Origin of the sequence: Enterobacter sp. JBIWA005 (assembly GCF_019968805.1) — a bacterium.
GTDB classification, from domain to species: domain Bacteria; phylum Pseudomonadota; class Gammaproteobacteria; order Enterobacterales; family Enterobacteriaceae; genus Enterobacter; species Enterobacter vonholyi.
Genome location: NZ_CP074159.1, coordinates 3679840 through 3694956 on the forward strand (window position 1 = coordinate 3679840; position 15117 = coordinate 3694956).

General features: G+C 58.5%; 16 protein-coding genes. 9 read left to right on the forward strand and 7 right to left on the reverse strand.

The window, feature by feature from the left end; all coding sequences use genetic code 11:
* Positions 1-35: 35 nt before the first annotated feature.
* From recA to mltB, 6 genes are all read right to left on the reverse strand, one after another.
* Entirely contained in the window at positions 36-1094 is a 1059-nt protein-coding gene (gene recA, locus KGP22_RS17455) for a recombinase RecA (protein WP_024907698.1), read from the reverse strand.
* An 89-nt stretch (positions 1095-1183) separates the two neighbouring features.
* The gene (pncC, locus tag KGP22_RS17460; protein WP_032643004.1) at positions 1184-1681 is read right to left on the reverse strand and encodes a nicotinamide-nucleotide amidase; all 498 of its coding nucleotides are present in this window, start codon (positions 1679-1681) and stop codon (positions 1184-1186) included.
* Positions 1682-1810: 129 nt separating this feature from the next.
* Positions 1811-2689, reverse strand: coding sequence for a metal ABC transporter substrate-binding protein (locus KGP22_RS17465; protein WP_111965497.1), 879 nt, complete (start codon positions 2687-2689; stop codon positions 1811-1813).
* Positions 2690-2703: 14 nt separating this feature from the next.
* Entirely contained in the window at positions 2704-3564 is an 861-nt protein-coding gene (locus KGP22_RS17470; protein WP_032660373.1) for a metal ABC transporter permease, read from the reverse strand.
* Complete coding sequence (locus KGP22_RS17475) at positions 3561-4214, reverse strand: ATP-binding cassette domain-containing protein (protein WP_223580364.1); 654 nt, start codon at positions 4212-4214, stop codon at positions 3561-3563. Before KGP22_RS17475 ends, KGP22_RS17470 begins: the two co-directional genes overlap by 4 nt.
* Positions 4215-4483: 269 nt before the next feature.
* Positions 4484-5584: a lytic murein transglycosylase B gene (mltB, locus tag KGP22_RS17480; RefSeq protein WP_223580365.1), complete on the reverse strand. Its 1101-nt coding sequence runs from the start codon at positions 5582-5584 to the stop codon at positions 4484-4486.
* 251 nt (positions 5585-5835) lie between these two features.
* Between mltB and srlA the strand changes: the two genes are divergently transcribed.
* From srlA to gutQ, 7 genes are all read left to right on the forward strand, one after another.
* Positions 5836-6399, forward strand: coding sequence for a PTS glucitol/sorbitol transporter subunit IIC (srlA, locus tag KGP22_RS17485; RefSeq protein ID WP_003862164.1), 564 nt, complete (start codon positions 5836-5838; stop codon positions 6397-6399).
* Positions 6396-7355, forward strand: a complete 960-nt coding sequence (locus KGP22_RS17490; protein WP_223580366.1) for a PTS glucitol/sorbitol transporter subunit IIB — start codon at positions 6396-6398, stop codon at positions 7353-7355. Before srlA ends, KGP22_RS17490 begins: the two co-directional genes overlap by 4 nt.
* 12 nt (positions 7356-7367) lie before the next feature.
* Positions 7368-7730: a PTS glucitol/sorbitol transporter subunit IIA gene (srlB, locus tag KGP22_RS17495; RefSeq protein WP_008499554.1), complete on the forward strand. Its 363-nt coding sequence runs from the start codon at positions 7368-7370 to the stop codon at positions 7728-7730.
* A gap of 14 nt (positions 7731-7744) precedes the next feature.
* Complete coding sequence (gene srlD, locus KGP22_RS17500; RefSeq protein WP_023294411.1) at positions 7745-8524, forward strand: sorbitol-6-phosphate dehydrogenase; 780 nt, start codon at positions 7745-7747, stop codon at positions 8522-8524.
* 67 nt (positions 8525-8591) lie between these two features.
* Complete coding sequence (gene gutM / locus KGP22_RS17505; protein WP_223580367.1) at positions 8592-8951, forward strand: transcriptional regulator GutM; 360 nt, start codon at positions 8592-8594, stop codon at positions 8949-8951.
* A gap of 63 nt (positions 8952-9014) precedes the next feature.
* Positions 9015-9788, forward strand: coding sequence for a DNA-binding transcriptional repressor (locus KGP22_RS17510; RefSeq protein WP_032640855.1), 774 nt, complete (start codon positions 9015-9017; stop codon positions 9786-9788).
* Positions 9781-10746, forward strand: coding sequence for an arabinose-5-phosphate isomerase GutQ (gene gutQ, locus KGP22_RS17515; RefSeq protein WP_111965491.1), 966 nt, complete (start codon positions 9781-9783; stop codon positions 10744-10746). The genes KGP22_RS17510 and gutQ overlap by 8 nt, the downstream gene beginning before the upstream one ends.
* Here the strand turns inward: gutQ and norR are convergent.
* On the reverse strand, positions 10743-12257 hold the full coding sequence (gene norR, locus KGP22_RS17520) for a nitric oxide reductase transcriptional regulator NorR (RefSeq protein WP_223580368.1): 1515 nt from the start codon (positions 12255-12257) through the stop codon (positions 10743-10745). The two genes, gutQ and norR, sit on opposite strands and share 4 nt — an antisense overlap.
* A gap of 186 nt (positions 12258-12443) precedes the next feature.
* On the opposite strand from norR, the gene norV reads away from it, so the two are divergent.
* Positions 12444-13886 (forward strand): anaerobic nitric oxide reductase flavorubredoxin, encoded by a 1443-nt coding sequence (norV, locus tag KGP22_RS17525; protein ID WP_223580369.1) that lies wholly within the window; start codon positions 12444-12446, stop codon positions 13884-13886.
* Positions 13883-15016: an NADH:flavorubredoxin reductase NorW gene (gene norW / locus KGP22_RS17530; protein WP_111965489.1), complete on the forward strand. Its 1134-nt coding sequence runs from the start codon at positions 13883-13885 to the stop codon at positions 15014-15016. The genes norV and norW overlap by 4 nt, the downstream gene beginning before the upstream one ends.
* Positions 15017-15117 lie beyond the last annotated feature (101 nt).

Here is a 15117-nt window from a genome sequence, read left to right on the forward strand (position 1 = left end):
CCGCATCAGCAGCCCTTCATTGTTAAACGAAAGAATTAAAAGTCTTCGTTAGTTTCTTCAGCATCCGCGCTATCAACCGCGAAATCAGGTGTGGAGTCCTGGTTGTTCAGCAGAAGCTCACGCACTTTCTTCTCGATCTCTTTCGCCGCAGCCGGGTTCTCTTTCAGCCAGGAGATGGCATTCGCTTTACCCTGACCAATCTTGTCACCGTTGTAGCTGTACCAGGCGCCCGCTTTTTCAATCAGCTTCTCTTTCACGCCCAGGTCAACCAGCTCACCGAAGAAGTTAATACCTTCACCGTAGAGGATCTGGAACTCCGCCTGCTTGAACGGCGCAGCGATTTTGTTCTTCACAACCTTGACGCGGGTTTCGCTACCGACCACGTTTTCGCCCTCTTTCACCGCGCCAATACGGCGAATATCCAGACGGACAGAAGCATAGAATTTCAGTGCGTTACCACCGGTAGTGGTTTCCGGGTTACCGAACATCACGCCGATTTTCATACGGATCTGGTTGATGAAGATCAGCAGCGTGTTGGACTGCTTCAGGTTACCCGCCAGCTTACGCATCGCCTGGCTCATCATACGAGCCGCAAGGCCCATGTGAGAGTCGCCGATTTCGCCTTCGATTTCAGCTTTTGGCGTCAATGCGGCAACGGAGTCGACCACGATAACGTCAACAGCACCAGAACGCGCCAGCGCGTCACAAATTTCCAGTGCCTGCTCACCGGTGTCCGGCTGAGAACACAGCAGGTTGTCGATATCGACGCCCAGCTTGCGGGCATACACAGGGTCCAGCGCGTGCTCGGCATCGATAAACGCACAGGTTTTACCTTCGCGCTGTGCCGCGGCAATGACCTGCAGCGTCAGGGTGGTTTTACCAGAGGACTCTGGCCCGTAGATTTCTACGATACGGCCCATAGGCAGGCCGCCAGCGCCCAGCGCGATATCCAGAGAAAGCGAACCGGTGGAGATGGTTTCCACATCCATGGAACGGTCTTCACCCAGGCGCATGATGGAGCCTTTACCGAATTGCTTTTCGATCTGGCCCAGTGCTGCCGCCAACGCTTTCTGTTTGTTTTCGTCGATAGCCATTATTACTCCTGTCATGCCGGGAGAAGCGACTGTGCTTCACCGTGGATTTCTGTTCTGTTGGTGCAATTATACTGTATGGTCATACAGTATCAAGTGTTTTGTAGAAATTGTTGCCAGAGCGTTTTTAGCGCATATTCCGTTGCCTGACGACGCACGCTTTCGCGATCGCCGCTGAAGCACTCCCGGCGGGTGATGCCTTCGCCTTTAGAAGTAGCAAACCCAAACCAGACTGTGCCGACAGGCTTCACGTCGCTGCCGCCGTCCGGGCCCGCAATGCCGCTAATGGAAATTGCGTAATCTGCCCGCGCCTCTTTGAGCGCACCAATGGCCATCTCGATCACCACCGGTTCGCTGACCGCGCCATGCTGTTCAAGTGTGGATTCACGCACGCCAATCATCTGTGCTTTAGCTTCGTTACTGTAGGTCACAAAACCGCGTTCAAACCAGGCGGAACTGCCGGCAATATCGGTAATCGCTTTCGCCACCCAGCCGCCGGTGCAGGATTCCGCGGTGGTGATTGTCGCGCCACGCTGCTTCAGCGCAAGGCCAACGATCTCGCTAAGCTGCATCAATTCATGGTCAGTCATTCTCGCTCCAGGCATCAGAAAAACGTGCTGCACAAGATAGCACTTTCTCGTCAGATGTGGGGATGCACTTCAGGTTTTACGAGGGAGCTTCAGAAAAAAGCCGGTGCAGACGCACCGGCTGTGGAAATGTTATTTCATGCTATCGGCGAGGGTGTTCACGTTGTGGCGAAATGCCTTAACGTAGGTGTCTGCCACCCCGCCTTTTGCCGACAGCGCTTCGGGGTAAAGCTCGCCCCCCGGCTGTGCGCCCGTTGCCGACGCTATCTGCTTCACCAGACGCGGATCGAGCTGATTTTCCATAAACCAGGTTTTGACGCCGTCGGCTTTGATCTGATTGATAATCTCAGCAACCTGCGACGCGCTGGCCTCGCTCTCGGACGACAGTCCCTGCGGCGCCATAAACGTCACGCCGTAGGCGCGGCTGAAATAGCCAAACGCGTCATGGCTGGTCAACACGTTACGCTTCGCCTGCGGGATCTGGCTAAAGCGCGTTTTGGCCCAGCTATCCAGCTGGTTAAGCTGCGCGATATACGGTTTACCGGAGGCTTCCAGCGCGGCTTTGTCCTGCGGATCGGCTTTCACCAGCCCGTTCAGAATATTTTGTGCATACAGCGCCCCGTTCGCCGCGCTGTTCCACGCGTGCGGATCGGTCACGGTCTTTCCATCTTCCTCAAGCGTGTGAGTTTTCACCCCGGCTGAGGCGACGACCAGCTGTCCTTTGAACCCGGAGGCCTTCACCAGCCGATCGAGCCAGCCCTCCAGCCCCAGGCCGTTCACCACCACCACATCGGCCTTGCTCAGCGCCGCGCTGTCTTTCGGCGACGGTTCAAAGGTATGCGGATCGCCGTCCGGCCCCACCAGCGTCGTCACGTTCACATGGTCACCGCCCACCTCCTGCGTGATATCCCCCAGTATCGAAAAGCTGGTGACCACATTCAGCGTTTTCGCCATCACGCCGTGCGACATCATCCCCAGCGCGAGCGCCACTACTAATCCTGTTCGTTTCATCGTTTCCCCTTGCGTTAAAAAAGCGCGCGCAGGCTGCCAGCGAGCCTGCTTCGCGTGCCCAGTAAAATGGAAATAAAGAACAGCGCGCTGGCGGTGAGCACGATGGATGGCCCGGCAGGCAAACTCATTGCCCAGGAGAGGCTCAGCCCCAGCCATGCGCAGAAAATACCGCTGATGCCCGCCATCAGGAGTAACGCAGGCAGCGTGCGCACCCAGCAGCGGGCCGCCACGGCTGGCAGCATCATCAGCCCGACGGCCATCAGCGTGCCGAGCACCTGAAAACCAGCCACCAGGTTAAGAACCAGCAGCGCCAGAAACAGTCCGTGCAGCAGGCCGGGCAGCCAGCGGGCGTTCACCTGTAGCCAGGCGGTATCAAACGCTTCTGTGACCAGCCCGCGATAGAACAGCGCCAGCGTGATAAGGGTGAACATACACACGCCCGTAACAAACAGCGCGGCGTCGTTGTCCACGGCGAGGATGGAGCCAAACAGCAGATGCAGCAGATCGACATTCGACCCGCGCAGCGACACCAGCGTGACGCCCAGCGCCAGTGAGCCAAGGTAAAACCCCGCGAAGCTGGCATCTTCCTTAAGCGGCGTGCGTCGGCTGACCAGACCGGCCAGCAGCGCCACGGTAATGCCCGCGATAAAACCGCCAATACTCATCGCCAGCAGCGACATGCCGCTGAGTAAATACCCCACGGCAACGCCCGGCAAAATGGCGTGAGAAAGAGCGTCGCCCATCAGGCTCATCCGACGCAGCTGAAGAAACACGCCGAGCGCGGTAGTGCTGACCGAGAGCGCAAGGCAAACCACCAGCGCGCGACGCATAAAGCCGTACTCAATAAACGGCTGAAAAAAGAGATGCCAGATCATGCCACCCTCACCCGCTCGGTTTTCCACTGGGGCACGTCAGCATCCAGCCGCAGCGTTTGCGGGAAATGGCGCGACACGCGCTCGCTGTCGTGCAGTACCGCGAGCAGCGTTTGCCCCTGCATATACATCTCCAGCATCACGTCCATCAGCACGTTGCAGGTGGCTTCATCGACGCCGGTAAAGGGCTCATCCAGCATCACCAGCGGCGCCTGCTGTACCAGGACGCGGGCAAACAGCATGCGCTGGAACTGCCCGCCGGAGAGCTCATCGATGGTGGATAAGGCCATGGTTTCCAGTCCGACGCGCTCAAGCGCGCTGGCAATACGCAACCGCGTTTCGCGACGAAACCCGGAAAGCAGCGAAATGCCCGGCCAGCAGCCCATGCTGACGACATCGCGCACGGTCAGCGGAAACTGCGCCTCCAGCGCGTGACGCTGTGCCAGCCATCCGATTACCGGGCGCTTCCCCTGCCAGCGAAAGCCGCCGCTGACGGGAGGAATAAACCCCGCCAGCGTTTTCAGCAGCGTGGATTTCCCGCAGCCGTTAGCGCCGATAATGGCGGTAATGCTTCCGCGCTCAATCGTGCCCGAAAGGGGCCGCGTAATGGGCTGGCGTTCATAACCCGCGACCAGTTCATTCATCACAATCATGGCAATGCCACCGCCCAGCGCACGGCCAGCCCAATAAAGACAACCAACACCAGCGCCAGCAAAAGCCGAACCGGAGCAGACAGAGAGAAAAGGGACGTTGACATCTCGACACCAATTTATATGTTATAACATAACAATAATAAAAGGTGGTTAAGATGTAAATGGCAGGTTTGCAGAGGGAGTGTGGCGAAATGTTTCTGCGGGAAATAGATGCGCGCGGATGCCCTCACCCCAGCCCTCTCCCACAGGGAGAGGGGGAATAAGGTGACTTACTGACTAAACGGTGACGCCGCCGGCACGCGGGCCTGCGATACCGCCAGCCCCAGCTGCCATACGGCCATCGCATAGTGGGTGCTGTGGTTATAGCGGGTAATGGTGTAGAAATTCGGCAGACCGTACCAGTACTGATAGCCCGTCCCGACATCCAGACGCAGCAGACTCACCTGATCGACATTGCCCAGCGGCTGGGTTGGCGTTAAGCCTGCCGCCGTCAGCTGTGCAACGCTGTATTTGGTTTTAAAGCCGTTTTCCAGCCCAAACGCCTCGCCGTTCGCCTGCACCGCAACTTGCCCGCCCGGCACCCAGCCGTGCGCTTTAAAGTAGTTCGCCACGCTGCCGATGGCATCCACCGGATCCCACAGGTTGATATGGCCATCTCCGTTAAAGTCGACGGCATACTGTTTATAGGACGACGGCATAAACTGGCCGTAGCCCATCGCGCCGGCAAACGACCCTTTCAGATCGAGCGGATCGTCCTGCTCGTTGCGCGCCATCAGCAGGAAGGTTTCCAGCTCGGAAGAGAAATACTCCGCGCGGCGCGGATAGTTAAAGGAGAGCGTCGCCAGCGCATCCAGAATGCGGGTTTTCCCCATCACGCGGCCCCAGCGGGTTTCCACGCCGATAATCCCGACGATGATTTCAGGCGGCACGCCGTACACCTGCCACGCGCGGTTAAGCGCATCTTCATACTGATTCCAGAACGCCACGCCGTTTTGCACGTTGTCCGGGGTAATGAACTGTTTGCGATAGCGCAGCCACGCCCCGTTTGGCCCGCTCGGCACCTGGGCCGTCGGCGCCTGTCTGTCCATCAGGCGCAGCACGTAGTCCAGACGCTTGGCCTGAGACAAAATTTCGTGCAGCTGCTGTCTGTCAAAGCCGTGCTTGCTCACCATTTTATCGATGAACTGCTCGGCCGCCGGGTTATTCGCGAAGTCGCCGCCCATCTGCATCATATTGTGCTGCGGCTCCAGCAGGAATCCTCCGGAAGGCGCGCCCGCCGTTTGCTGAACGGCTTCGGTCTTAGGTTTGCTACTACAGGCAGACAGCAGAATAAGCGCAGGCAACAGCGCTGCATAACGACGCTTGAACATGAGACATCCATTTAACGGGTTCGATAAGAACCCAGTATGGTAAAGCATCCGCAACACCTCAAGGAAGCGGTACGCACCTTCCCTACGCAAATCCGCGCTTTTTTCCATCGAAAATCATTAGCTCCACCAATAAACTTTCAAAATAATCCATTTTTCTTTCATTGTGAGATCTAACTAACACTTTAAAACCTTTCAAAGTGATTATTATTAGCCCAGCCAGACAAAAACAAAAAGCCTCACAGGAGAGAAGAATGATAGAAACCATCACCCACGGCGCCGAGTGGTTCATCGGGCTATTTCAAAAAGGCGGAGAAGTGTTCACCGGCATGGTGACCGGGATCCTGCCCCTGCTGATCAGCCTGCTGGTGATCATGAACGCGCTGATCAACTTTATCGGCCAGCAGCGCATTGAACGCTTCGCCCAGCGCTGCGCCGGAAACCCACTGTCCCGCTACCTGATACTGCCCTTTATCGGCACCTTCGTGTTCTGCAACCCGATGACCTTAAGCCTCGGCCGCTTTATGCCGGAAAAGTACAAGCCGAGCTACTACGCCGCCGCTTCCTACAGCTGCCATTCCATGAACGGCCTGTTCCCGCACATCAACCCCGGCGAGCTGTTCGTTTATCTCGGGATCGCCAGCGGCCTTACTACGCTTGGCCTGCCGCTCGGCCCGCTGGCGGTGAGCTACCTGCTGGTCGGTCTGGTGACCAACTTCTTCCGCGGCTGGGTGACCGACCTCACCACCGCTATTTTCGAGAAAAAAATGGGCATCCAGCTTGAACAGAAGGTCCATCTTTCAGGAGCCACAGCATGAACCGGATCCGCATTGACAAAGGCACGGGCGGCTGGGGCGGCCCGCTGGAGTTCGACGCCACCAAAGGTAAAAAGATCGTCTACATCACCGCGGGTACCCGCCCGGCGATCGTCGACAGGCTGCGCGAGCTGACCGGCTGGGAAGCGGTCGACGGCTTCAAGGAAGGCGAGCCGCCGGAAGCGGAAATCGGCGTGGCGGTGATCGACTGCGGCGGCACGCTGCGCTGCGGTATCTATCCGAAGCGCCGTATTCCGACGGTAAATATTCACTCCACCGGTAAATCCGGCCCGCTGGCGCAGTACATCCTTGAAGACATTTATGTCTCGGGCGTAAAGGAGGACAACATTACTCTGGTGAATGGCACTGCCGCGCCGCAAAAAGCGGCCCCGCGCGAGTACGACACCAGCAAGAAGATCACCGAGCAGAGCGACGGCCTGCTGGCGAAGGTCGGGATGGGCATGGGTTCCGCCGTGGCGGTGCTTTTCCAGTCCGGGCGCGACACCATCGACACGGTGCTGAAAACCATTCTGCCGTTTATGGCGTTCGTCTCGGCGCTGATCGGCATCATCATGGCCTCCGGCCTGGGCGACTGGATTGCCCACGGCCTCGCCCCGCTCGCCAGCCACCCGCTCGGGCTGGTGACGCTGGCGCTGATCTGCTCCTTCCCGCTGCTGTCGCCGTTCCTCGGCCCGGGCGCGGTGATCGCTCAGGTCATCGGCGTGCTGATTGGCGTGCAGATTGGTCTGGGGAACATTCCCCCGCACCTCGCCCTGCCTGCCCTGTTTGCCATTAACGCCCAGGCGGCGTGCGACTTCATCCCCGTTGGGCTGTCGCTGGCCGAAGCGCGCCAGGACACCGTGCGCGTGGGCGTGCCGTCCGTGCTGGTGAGCCGCTTCCTGACGGGCGCCCCGACGGTGCTGATTGCCTGGTTTGTTTCCGGCTTTATTTATCAATAAGAGGTTCCTGCAATGACCGTGATTTACCAGACCACCATTACCCGCATTGGCCAGAGCGCCGCCGACGCGCTGAGCGACCAGATGCTGATCACCTTCCGCGAAGGGGCGCCTGCGGATATCGAAGAGTTTTGTTTTATCCACTGCCACGGCGAGCTGAACGGTGAGCTGAAGGCCGGTAGCCAGCTGGAGCTGGGCGAGGCGCGCTATGCCGTGACCGCCGTCGGCGACGTGGCCGAGCAAAACCTGCGCGAGCTGGGCCACATCACCCTGCGTTTCGACGGCCAGCCGCAGGCCGAATATCCCGGTACGGTTCACGTGGCGGGCCCGGTTCCGCAGGCTGTCACCCCAGGCTGCACGTTAAAATTTGTTGCGTAATTAAGGAGATAGACATGAGTCAGGTTGCCGTTGTCATTGGTGGAGGACAAACCTTAGGTGAGTTCCTCTGCCGTGGGCTTGCCGCAGAGGGCTACCGCGTGGCGGTAGTGGACATTCAGAGTGAAAAAGCCGCCCGCGTGGCGGACACCATTAACACCGAGTTTGGTGAAGGGATGGCGTACGGGTTTGGCGCCGACGCCACTAGCGAACAGAGCGTGATGGCGCTGGCCCGCGGCGTGGACGAGATTTTTGGGCGTACCGATCTGCTGGTCTACAGCGCGGGAATTGCGAAAGCGGCCTTTATCAGCGATTTCGAACTGGGGGACTTTGACCGTTCGCTGCAGGTGAATCTGGTGGGCTATTTCCTCTGCGCCCGCGAGTTTTCCCGTCTGATGATCCGCGACGGCATTCAGGGGCGCATCATTCAGATCAACTCCAAATCAGGGAAAGTGGGCAGCAAGCATAACTCCGGCTACAGCGCGGCGAAGTTTGGCGGCGTGGGGCTAACGCAGTCTCTGGCGCTGGATCTGGCCGAGTACGGCATTACCGTGCACTCGCTGATGCTGGGCAACCTGCTTAAATCGCCGATGTTCCAGTCCCTGCTGCCGCAGTATGCCACCAAGCTCGGCATCAAGGCTGAGGAAGTGGAGCAGTACTACATCGATAAAGTGCCGCTGAAGCGCGGGTGCGATTATCAGGACGTGCTGAACATGCTGCTGTTTTACGCCAGCCCGAAAGCCTCGTACTGCACCGGGCAGTCGATTAACGTCACCGGCGGGCAGGTAATGTTCTGATCGAGCGGCCTGATGCCCTCACCCTAACCCTCTCCCGCCGGGAGAGGGTACACAATAAGGAGCCGATATGGTCACCGCACTCATCACCGTCGCCGCCCTCGCCCGGCTCTGCCAGATGGCGTTCGGCGGCTGGCAAATTCACCAGTTTAACCGCGCATTTGATGCCCTGTGCCAGAAAGGCCGCGTGGGCGTCGGGCGTTCCGGCGGACGCTTTAAACCGCGAGTCGTCGTGGCTATTGCGCTGGATGAAAACAATAACGTCTGCGATTCACTCATCATGCGCGGCATGACCGTCTTTGCCCGCCCGGTGAAAATCCAGGCAATCAATGGCATTTCGCTGCAGGAATTGCAGCCTGATGTGATCTTTCCCCATGATCCGCTCTGTCAGAATGCACTATCATTAGCGCTTAATCTGAAACATGGATAATTTCGTTGTGAAAGATATAGTCTTGCGAAATTATCGTTTCGCAACCTAAGGAACGAAGCGCCTATGAAACCTCGTCAGCGGCAGGCGGCCATTCTCGAGCATCTGCAAAAACAGGGAAAATGTTCGGTAGAGGATCTGGCCCACTACTTTGACACCACCGGCACGACGATACGCAAGGACCTCGTATTGCTTGAAAACTCTGGCGCCGTCATTCGAACCTACGGCGGCGTGGTGCTCAATAAGGACGAAGCCGACCCGCCTATCGACCACAAAACGCTGATCAATACCCACCAGAAAGCGCTGATAGCCGAAGCCGCCGTAAAATTTATCCACGATGGCGACTCCATCATTCTGGATGCAGGCAGTACCGTTCTGCAGATGATCCCGCTGCTCAGCCGCTTTAATAACATCACGGTGATGACCAACAGCCTGCACATCGTCAACGCCCTGTCGGAGTTCGACAGCGAGCAGACCATCCTGATGCCCGGCGGCACCTTCCGCAAAAAATCGGCGTCGTTTCACGGTCAGCTGGCGGAAAATGCCTTCGACCACTTCAGCTTTGATAAGCTGTTTATGGGCACCGACGGCATCGACCTGAACGCCGGCGTTACGACGTTCAACGAGGTGTTCAGCGTCAGTAAAGCCATGTGTAACGCTGCACGGGAAGTGATTTTGATGGCCGACTCGTCGAAGTTTGGCCGCAAAAGCCCCAACATTGTCTGTAGCCTTGAAAGCGTCGATAAGCTGATTACCGACGCGGGTATCGACCCGGCGTTCAAAAAAGCGCTGGAAGAGAAAGGAATCGACGTGATCGTAACCGGAGAGAGAGATGAGTGATTTTCTGTTAGAAACGGGCCGCCAGACGCTGATGCTGGAGCTGCAGGAAGCCAGCCGCCTGCCGGAACGTCTGGGCGAGGATTTTGTCCGCGCTGCCAACACCATTATCCACTGCGAAGGCAAAGTGATCGTGGCGGGCATCGGTAAATCCGGCCATATCGGCAAAAAGATTGCTGCGACGCTCGCCAGCACCGGCACCCCGGCCTTCTTCGTGCATCCGGCAGAGGCGCTGCACGGCGATCTGGGGATGATAGAAAGCCGCGACGTGATGCTGTTTATCTCCTACTCCGGTTCGGCCAAAGAGCTGGATCTCATTATTCCGCGCCTGCAGGAAAAATCGGTTGCCCTGCTGGCGATGACCGGGAAATCCCGCTCGCCGCTGGCGCTGGCCGCCAAAGCGACGCTGGATATTTCCGTTGAGCGTGAAGCCTGTCCGATGCACCTCGCCCCGACCTCTAGCACCGTTAACACCCTGATGATGGGCGACGCGCTGGCGATGGCGGTGATGCAGGCGCGCGGGTTTAACGAAGAAGATTTCGCCCGCTCGCATCCGGCGGGGGCGCTCGGGGCACGCCTGCTCAACAAGGTTCACCACCTGATGCGCACCGACGATGCGATTCCGCAGGTCAAACTCAATACCAGCGTCATGGACGCGATGCTGGAGCTCAGCCGCACCGGTCTGGGGCTGGTGGCGGTGTGCGATGACGACGGGTACGTCAAAGGCGTGTTCACCGACGGCGACCTGCGCCGCTGGCTGGTGGGCGGCGGCAGGCTGGAAACCCAAGTGTCGGACGCCATGACCAAAGGGGGGCTGACGCTGAACGCCGAGAGCCGCGCCATTGAAGCCAAAGAGGTGCTGATGAAGCGCAAAATCACCGCCGCACCGGTGGTGGATGACACCGGCAGGCTGTGCGGCGCCATCAACCTTCAGGATTTCTATCAGGCCGGCATTATCTAACCCTTCAGTCCCAGACGCTTCGCCAGCCGGTGCAGGTTGGCGACGTCCATCTCCAGCGCCCGCGCGCACGCCGCCCAGCTGCGGTTATTCTGCTCCAGCGCGCGGGTAATCATCCGACGCTGGAATTCTTCCGTCGCCTCGCGCAGATTCTCGTTTGCGCTCTCAGGCGCAGCAGCCTTCACGGTCGGGGCAGTTTCCTCATGCAGTGCAAAATGCCGCGCATGAATTACCACCTCATCTCCCGAACGCGTCGCCCGCGCCAGCACCACCGCGCGGTGGATCGCATGCTCCAGCTCGCGCACGTTGCCCGGCCAGCCGTAGCTTAGCAGATGCGACCTCGCACCCGGGCTCAGCACCACGCGGGAAAGCCCCATCCTGAGACGGCACTGCTCGCAGAAAAAGCCCGCCAGCAGCACCACGTCGTCCCCGCGCTCGCGCAGCGGCGGCACGGTAAGCGGGAACACGCTCAGGCGATGGAACAGGTCGGCGCGGAACTGCCCTGCCAGCACCGCTTCACGCAGGTCACGGTTGGTGGCCGCCAGCACGCGAACGTCCACTCTGTGGCTGCGGTCATCCCCCACGCGCTGGATGTCGCCGTACTGCAGCACGCGCAGCAGCTTGGCCTGCAGCGACAGGGAGAGCTCGCCGATTTCGTCCAGAAACAGCGTGCCGTTATCGGCCATTTCGAACTTGCCGCTGCGGTTGCTGATGGCCCCGGTAAACGCCCCTTTAAGGTGACCAAACAGCTCGCTTTCCGCCACGCTTTCCGGCAGCGCGGCGCAGTTGAGGTACACCAGCGGGTTCACCGCGCGCGGCGACGCTTCGTGAATGGACTTCGCCACCAGCTCCTTGCCAGTGCCGGTCTCCCCGAAGATCAGCACGTTCAAATCGGAAGCGGCAACGATCTCAATCTCTTTTTTGAGCTGCGCCATGCCCGGAGAGAGGCCAATCATCTCCGTATGCGTGACCTGCTCAAACGCCGCCGGGCTGCCGGGAAGGATATTCTGGCTCTCAAGCTGTTCAATCAGCAGCGCGTTGTTAAGCGCCCCGGCGGCCAGGGCGGCAATCAGGCGCAGCTCTTCGTCGCTAAAGGCATCGAACTGGTCCGGCGAAAGGCCGTCGAGGGTCAACGCGCCAATCAGATTTTGTCCGGCAAATAAAGGCAGGCCGATACAGGCATGCACCTTCAGGCTCTCCTGGCCGGGAATAAGCCCATCGTACGGGTCGGGCAGATCGCTGTCCGCCGGAAAGCGCACCACGTCACCCGCGCGGGCGATAGTTTCCAGACGCGGATGGCCCTCAAGGGTAAAACGCCGTCCGAGCACGTCCTTCGCCAGCCCGTCGATAGCCAGCGGAATAAACTGCCGCCCCTCGTAGCGCAGCAGTGCGGACGCATCGCACTCAAGCACGTGGCGCAGCGTGGAGATCAGCCGCTGAAAGCGGTCCTGATGGCCGATACCGGTCTGCAGCTCAATGGCGATCTTCGCCAGCACGTCTACGGAAAAGCTCATAGTGACCTCGCTGTCATTTTGACAATGCATGTTGTCATATTGACACTTCTTTTGATAGTCATAATGACTACCCACTACGAGGCACGGCAACATTAATTCATTAAAATCAAATGATTAAAAACTGGCACGCAACTTGATATAAGCAAATCATCTTATTTGAAAATGCTGTATTACGTAGAGGTTGCTATGTCTATTCTGGTTAAAAATAACATTCATTGGGTGGGTCAACGTGACTGGGAAGTGCGCGATTTCCACGGGACGGAATACAAAACGCTGCGCGGCAGCAGCTACAATAGCTATCTCATCCGCGAAGAAAAAAACGTGCTGATCGATACCGTCGATCACAAGTTCAGCCGCGAGTTCGTGCAGAACCTGCGCAGCGAAATCGACCTGGACGCCATCGACTACATCATCATCAACCACGCGGAAGAAGATCACGCCGGCGCGCTGACCGAGCTGATGTCTTACATCCCGAACACGCCGATCTACTGCACCACCAACGCCATCGACTCGATCAACGGCCACCACCACCATCCGGAGTGGAATTTCCACACCGTGAAAACCGGCGACGCGCTGGATATCGGCAACGGCAAGCAGCTGATCTTCGTGGAAACGCCGATGCTGCACTGGCCGGACAGCATGATGACCTACATGACCGGCGACGCGGTGCTGTTCAGCAACGATGCCTTCGGCCAGCACTACTGCGACGAACGCCTGTTTAATGACGAAGTGGATCAGACCGAACTGTTCGAACAGTGCCAGCGGTACTACGCCAACATCCTTACCCCGTTCAGCCGCCTGGTGACGCCTAAAATCACCGAGATCCTCGGCTTTAATCTGCCGGTGGAGATGATTGCTACCTCTCACGGCGTGGTGTGGCGTGAAAATCCCACCCAGATTGTGGAGCTGTACCTGAAATGGGCGGCGGACTATCAGGAAGACCGCATTACGATTTTCTACGACACCATGTCCAACAACACCCGCATGATGGCGGACGCCATTGCCCAGGGCATCAACGAAGTGGGCCCGAACGTGGCGGTGAAAATCTTCAACGTGGCGCGCAGCGATAAGAACGAGGTATTGACCAACGTGTTCCGCTCTAAGGGCGTGCTGGTGGGCACCTCCACCATGAACAACGTAATGATGCCGAAAATTGCCGGTCTGGTGGAAGAGATGACCGGCCTGCGCTTCCGTAACAAGCGCGCCAGCGCCTTTGGCTCCCATGGCTGGAGCGGCGGCGCGGTAGACCGCCTTTCCACCCGTTTACAGGATGCCGGTTTTGAGATGTCCCTCAGCCTTAAAGCCAAATGGCGACCGGATATCGACGCCCTGGAGATCTGCCGCCAGCACGGCCGCGACATTGCGCGGCAGTGGGCGCTTGCACCTCTGCCGGAAACCGCCCCCGCTGCGGCGGTTGCGCCGGAAGCCGTAGCTGAAGCTGCCGCTGCGGACCTCGGTCCTTGCATGCAGTGCAGCGTCTGCCAGTGGATCTACGACCCTGAGCTGGGCGAGCCGCTGCAGGATGTCGCGCCGGGTACGCCGTGGAGTGACGTGCCGGACAACTTCCTCTGCCCGGAATGTTCCCTCGGGAAAGACGTTTTTGATGAACTGGCAACGGAGGCAAAATGAGCCACGGCATCGTCATCATCGGCTCGGGCTTTGCCGCCCGTCAGCTGGTGAAAAACATCCGCAAACAGGACGCCAGCGTGCCGCTGACGTTGATTGCCGCCGACAGCATGGACGAGTACAACAAGCCTGACTTAAGCCACGTGATTAGTCAGAATCAGCGCGCCGAAGATCTCACCCGCCAGACGGCGGGGGAGTTCGCCGAGCTGTTTAACCTGCGCCTGTTCCCGTACACCTGGGTCACCGACATCGACGCCGCCGCTCACGTTGTGAAAGCGACAGAGAAAACCTGGCAGTACGACAGGCTGGTGCTTGCCACGGGTGCCTCTGCGTTTGTGCCGCCGATTGAGGGCCGCGAGCTGATAATCACCCTCAACAGCCAGCAGGAGTATCAGGCCAGCGAAACGGGGCTTCGCGACGCGCAGCGCGTGATGATTGTCGGCGGCGGGCTGATAGGCACCGAGCTGGCGATGGATTTCTGCCGGGCGGGAAAATCCGTGACTCTGGTCGACCATGCGGCGAGCATTCTGTCGTCGCTGATGCCCGCAGAAGTAAGCAGTCGCTTACAGCATCGCCTGACCGACATGGGGGTACATCTGCTGTTGAAATCGCAGCTGCAAAGCCTGAGTAAAACCGAAGGCGGCATTCGTGCCATGCTCGACCGCAACCGCAGCGTTGAGGTCGATGCGGTTATCGCGGCGACGGGCCTGCGCCCGGAAACCGCGCTGGCGCATCGCGCAGGCGCCGAAATACAGCGTGGCGTGAAGGTAAATAGCTATCTGCAAACCACGCAACCTGATATTTACGCGTTAGGAGACTGCGCTGAAATTAATGGTCAGGCACTTCCCTTTTTACAGCCAATCCAATTAAGCGCGATGTATCTTGCTAAAAACCTGCTCGGCGGCAGCGCGCCGCTGAAATTACCCGCCATGCTAATTAAAGTAAAAACTCCGGAATTACCGCTGCATCTCGCAGGTGAAACGCAGCGTCAGGATCTGAGCTGGAAAATAACCCTCGAACAGCAGGGAATGGTCGCGCATGGCGTAGACAACGAGGATCAACTACGCGCTTTTGTGGTCAGTGAAGATCGGATGAAGGAGGCTTTCGCTCTGCTGAAATTGCTACCTGCTTAACCCTCTTTTTGCCGGGTGGCGCTTCGCCTACCCGGCCTGCAAAAGGGTCATGCTTACTTAACCTTTGGATATTATTATTCACCGCCCCGATATCCCGGAGC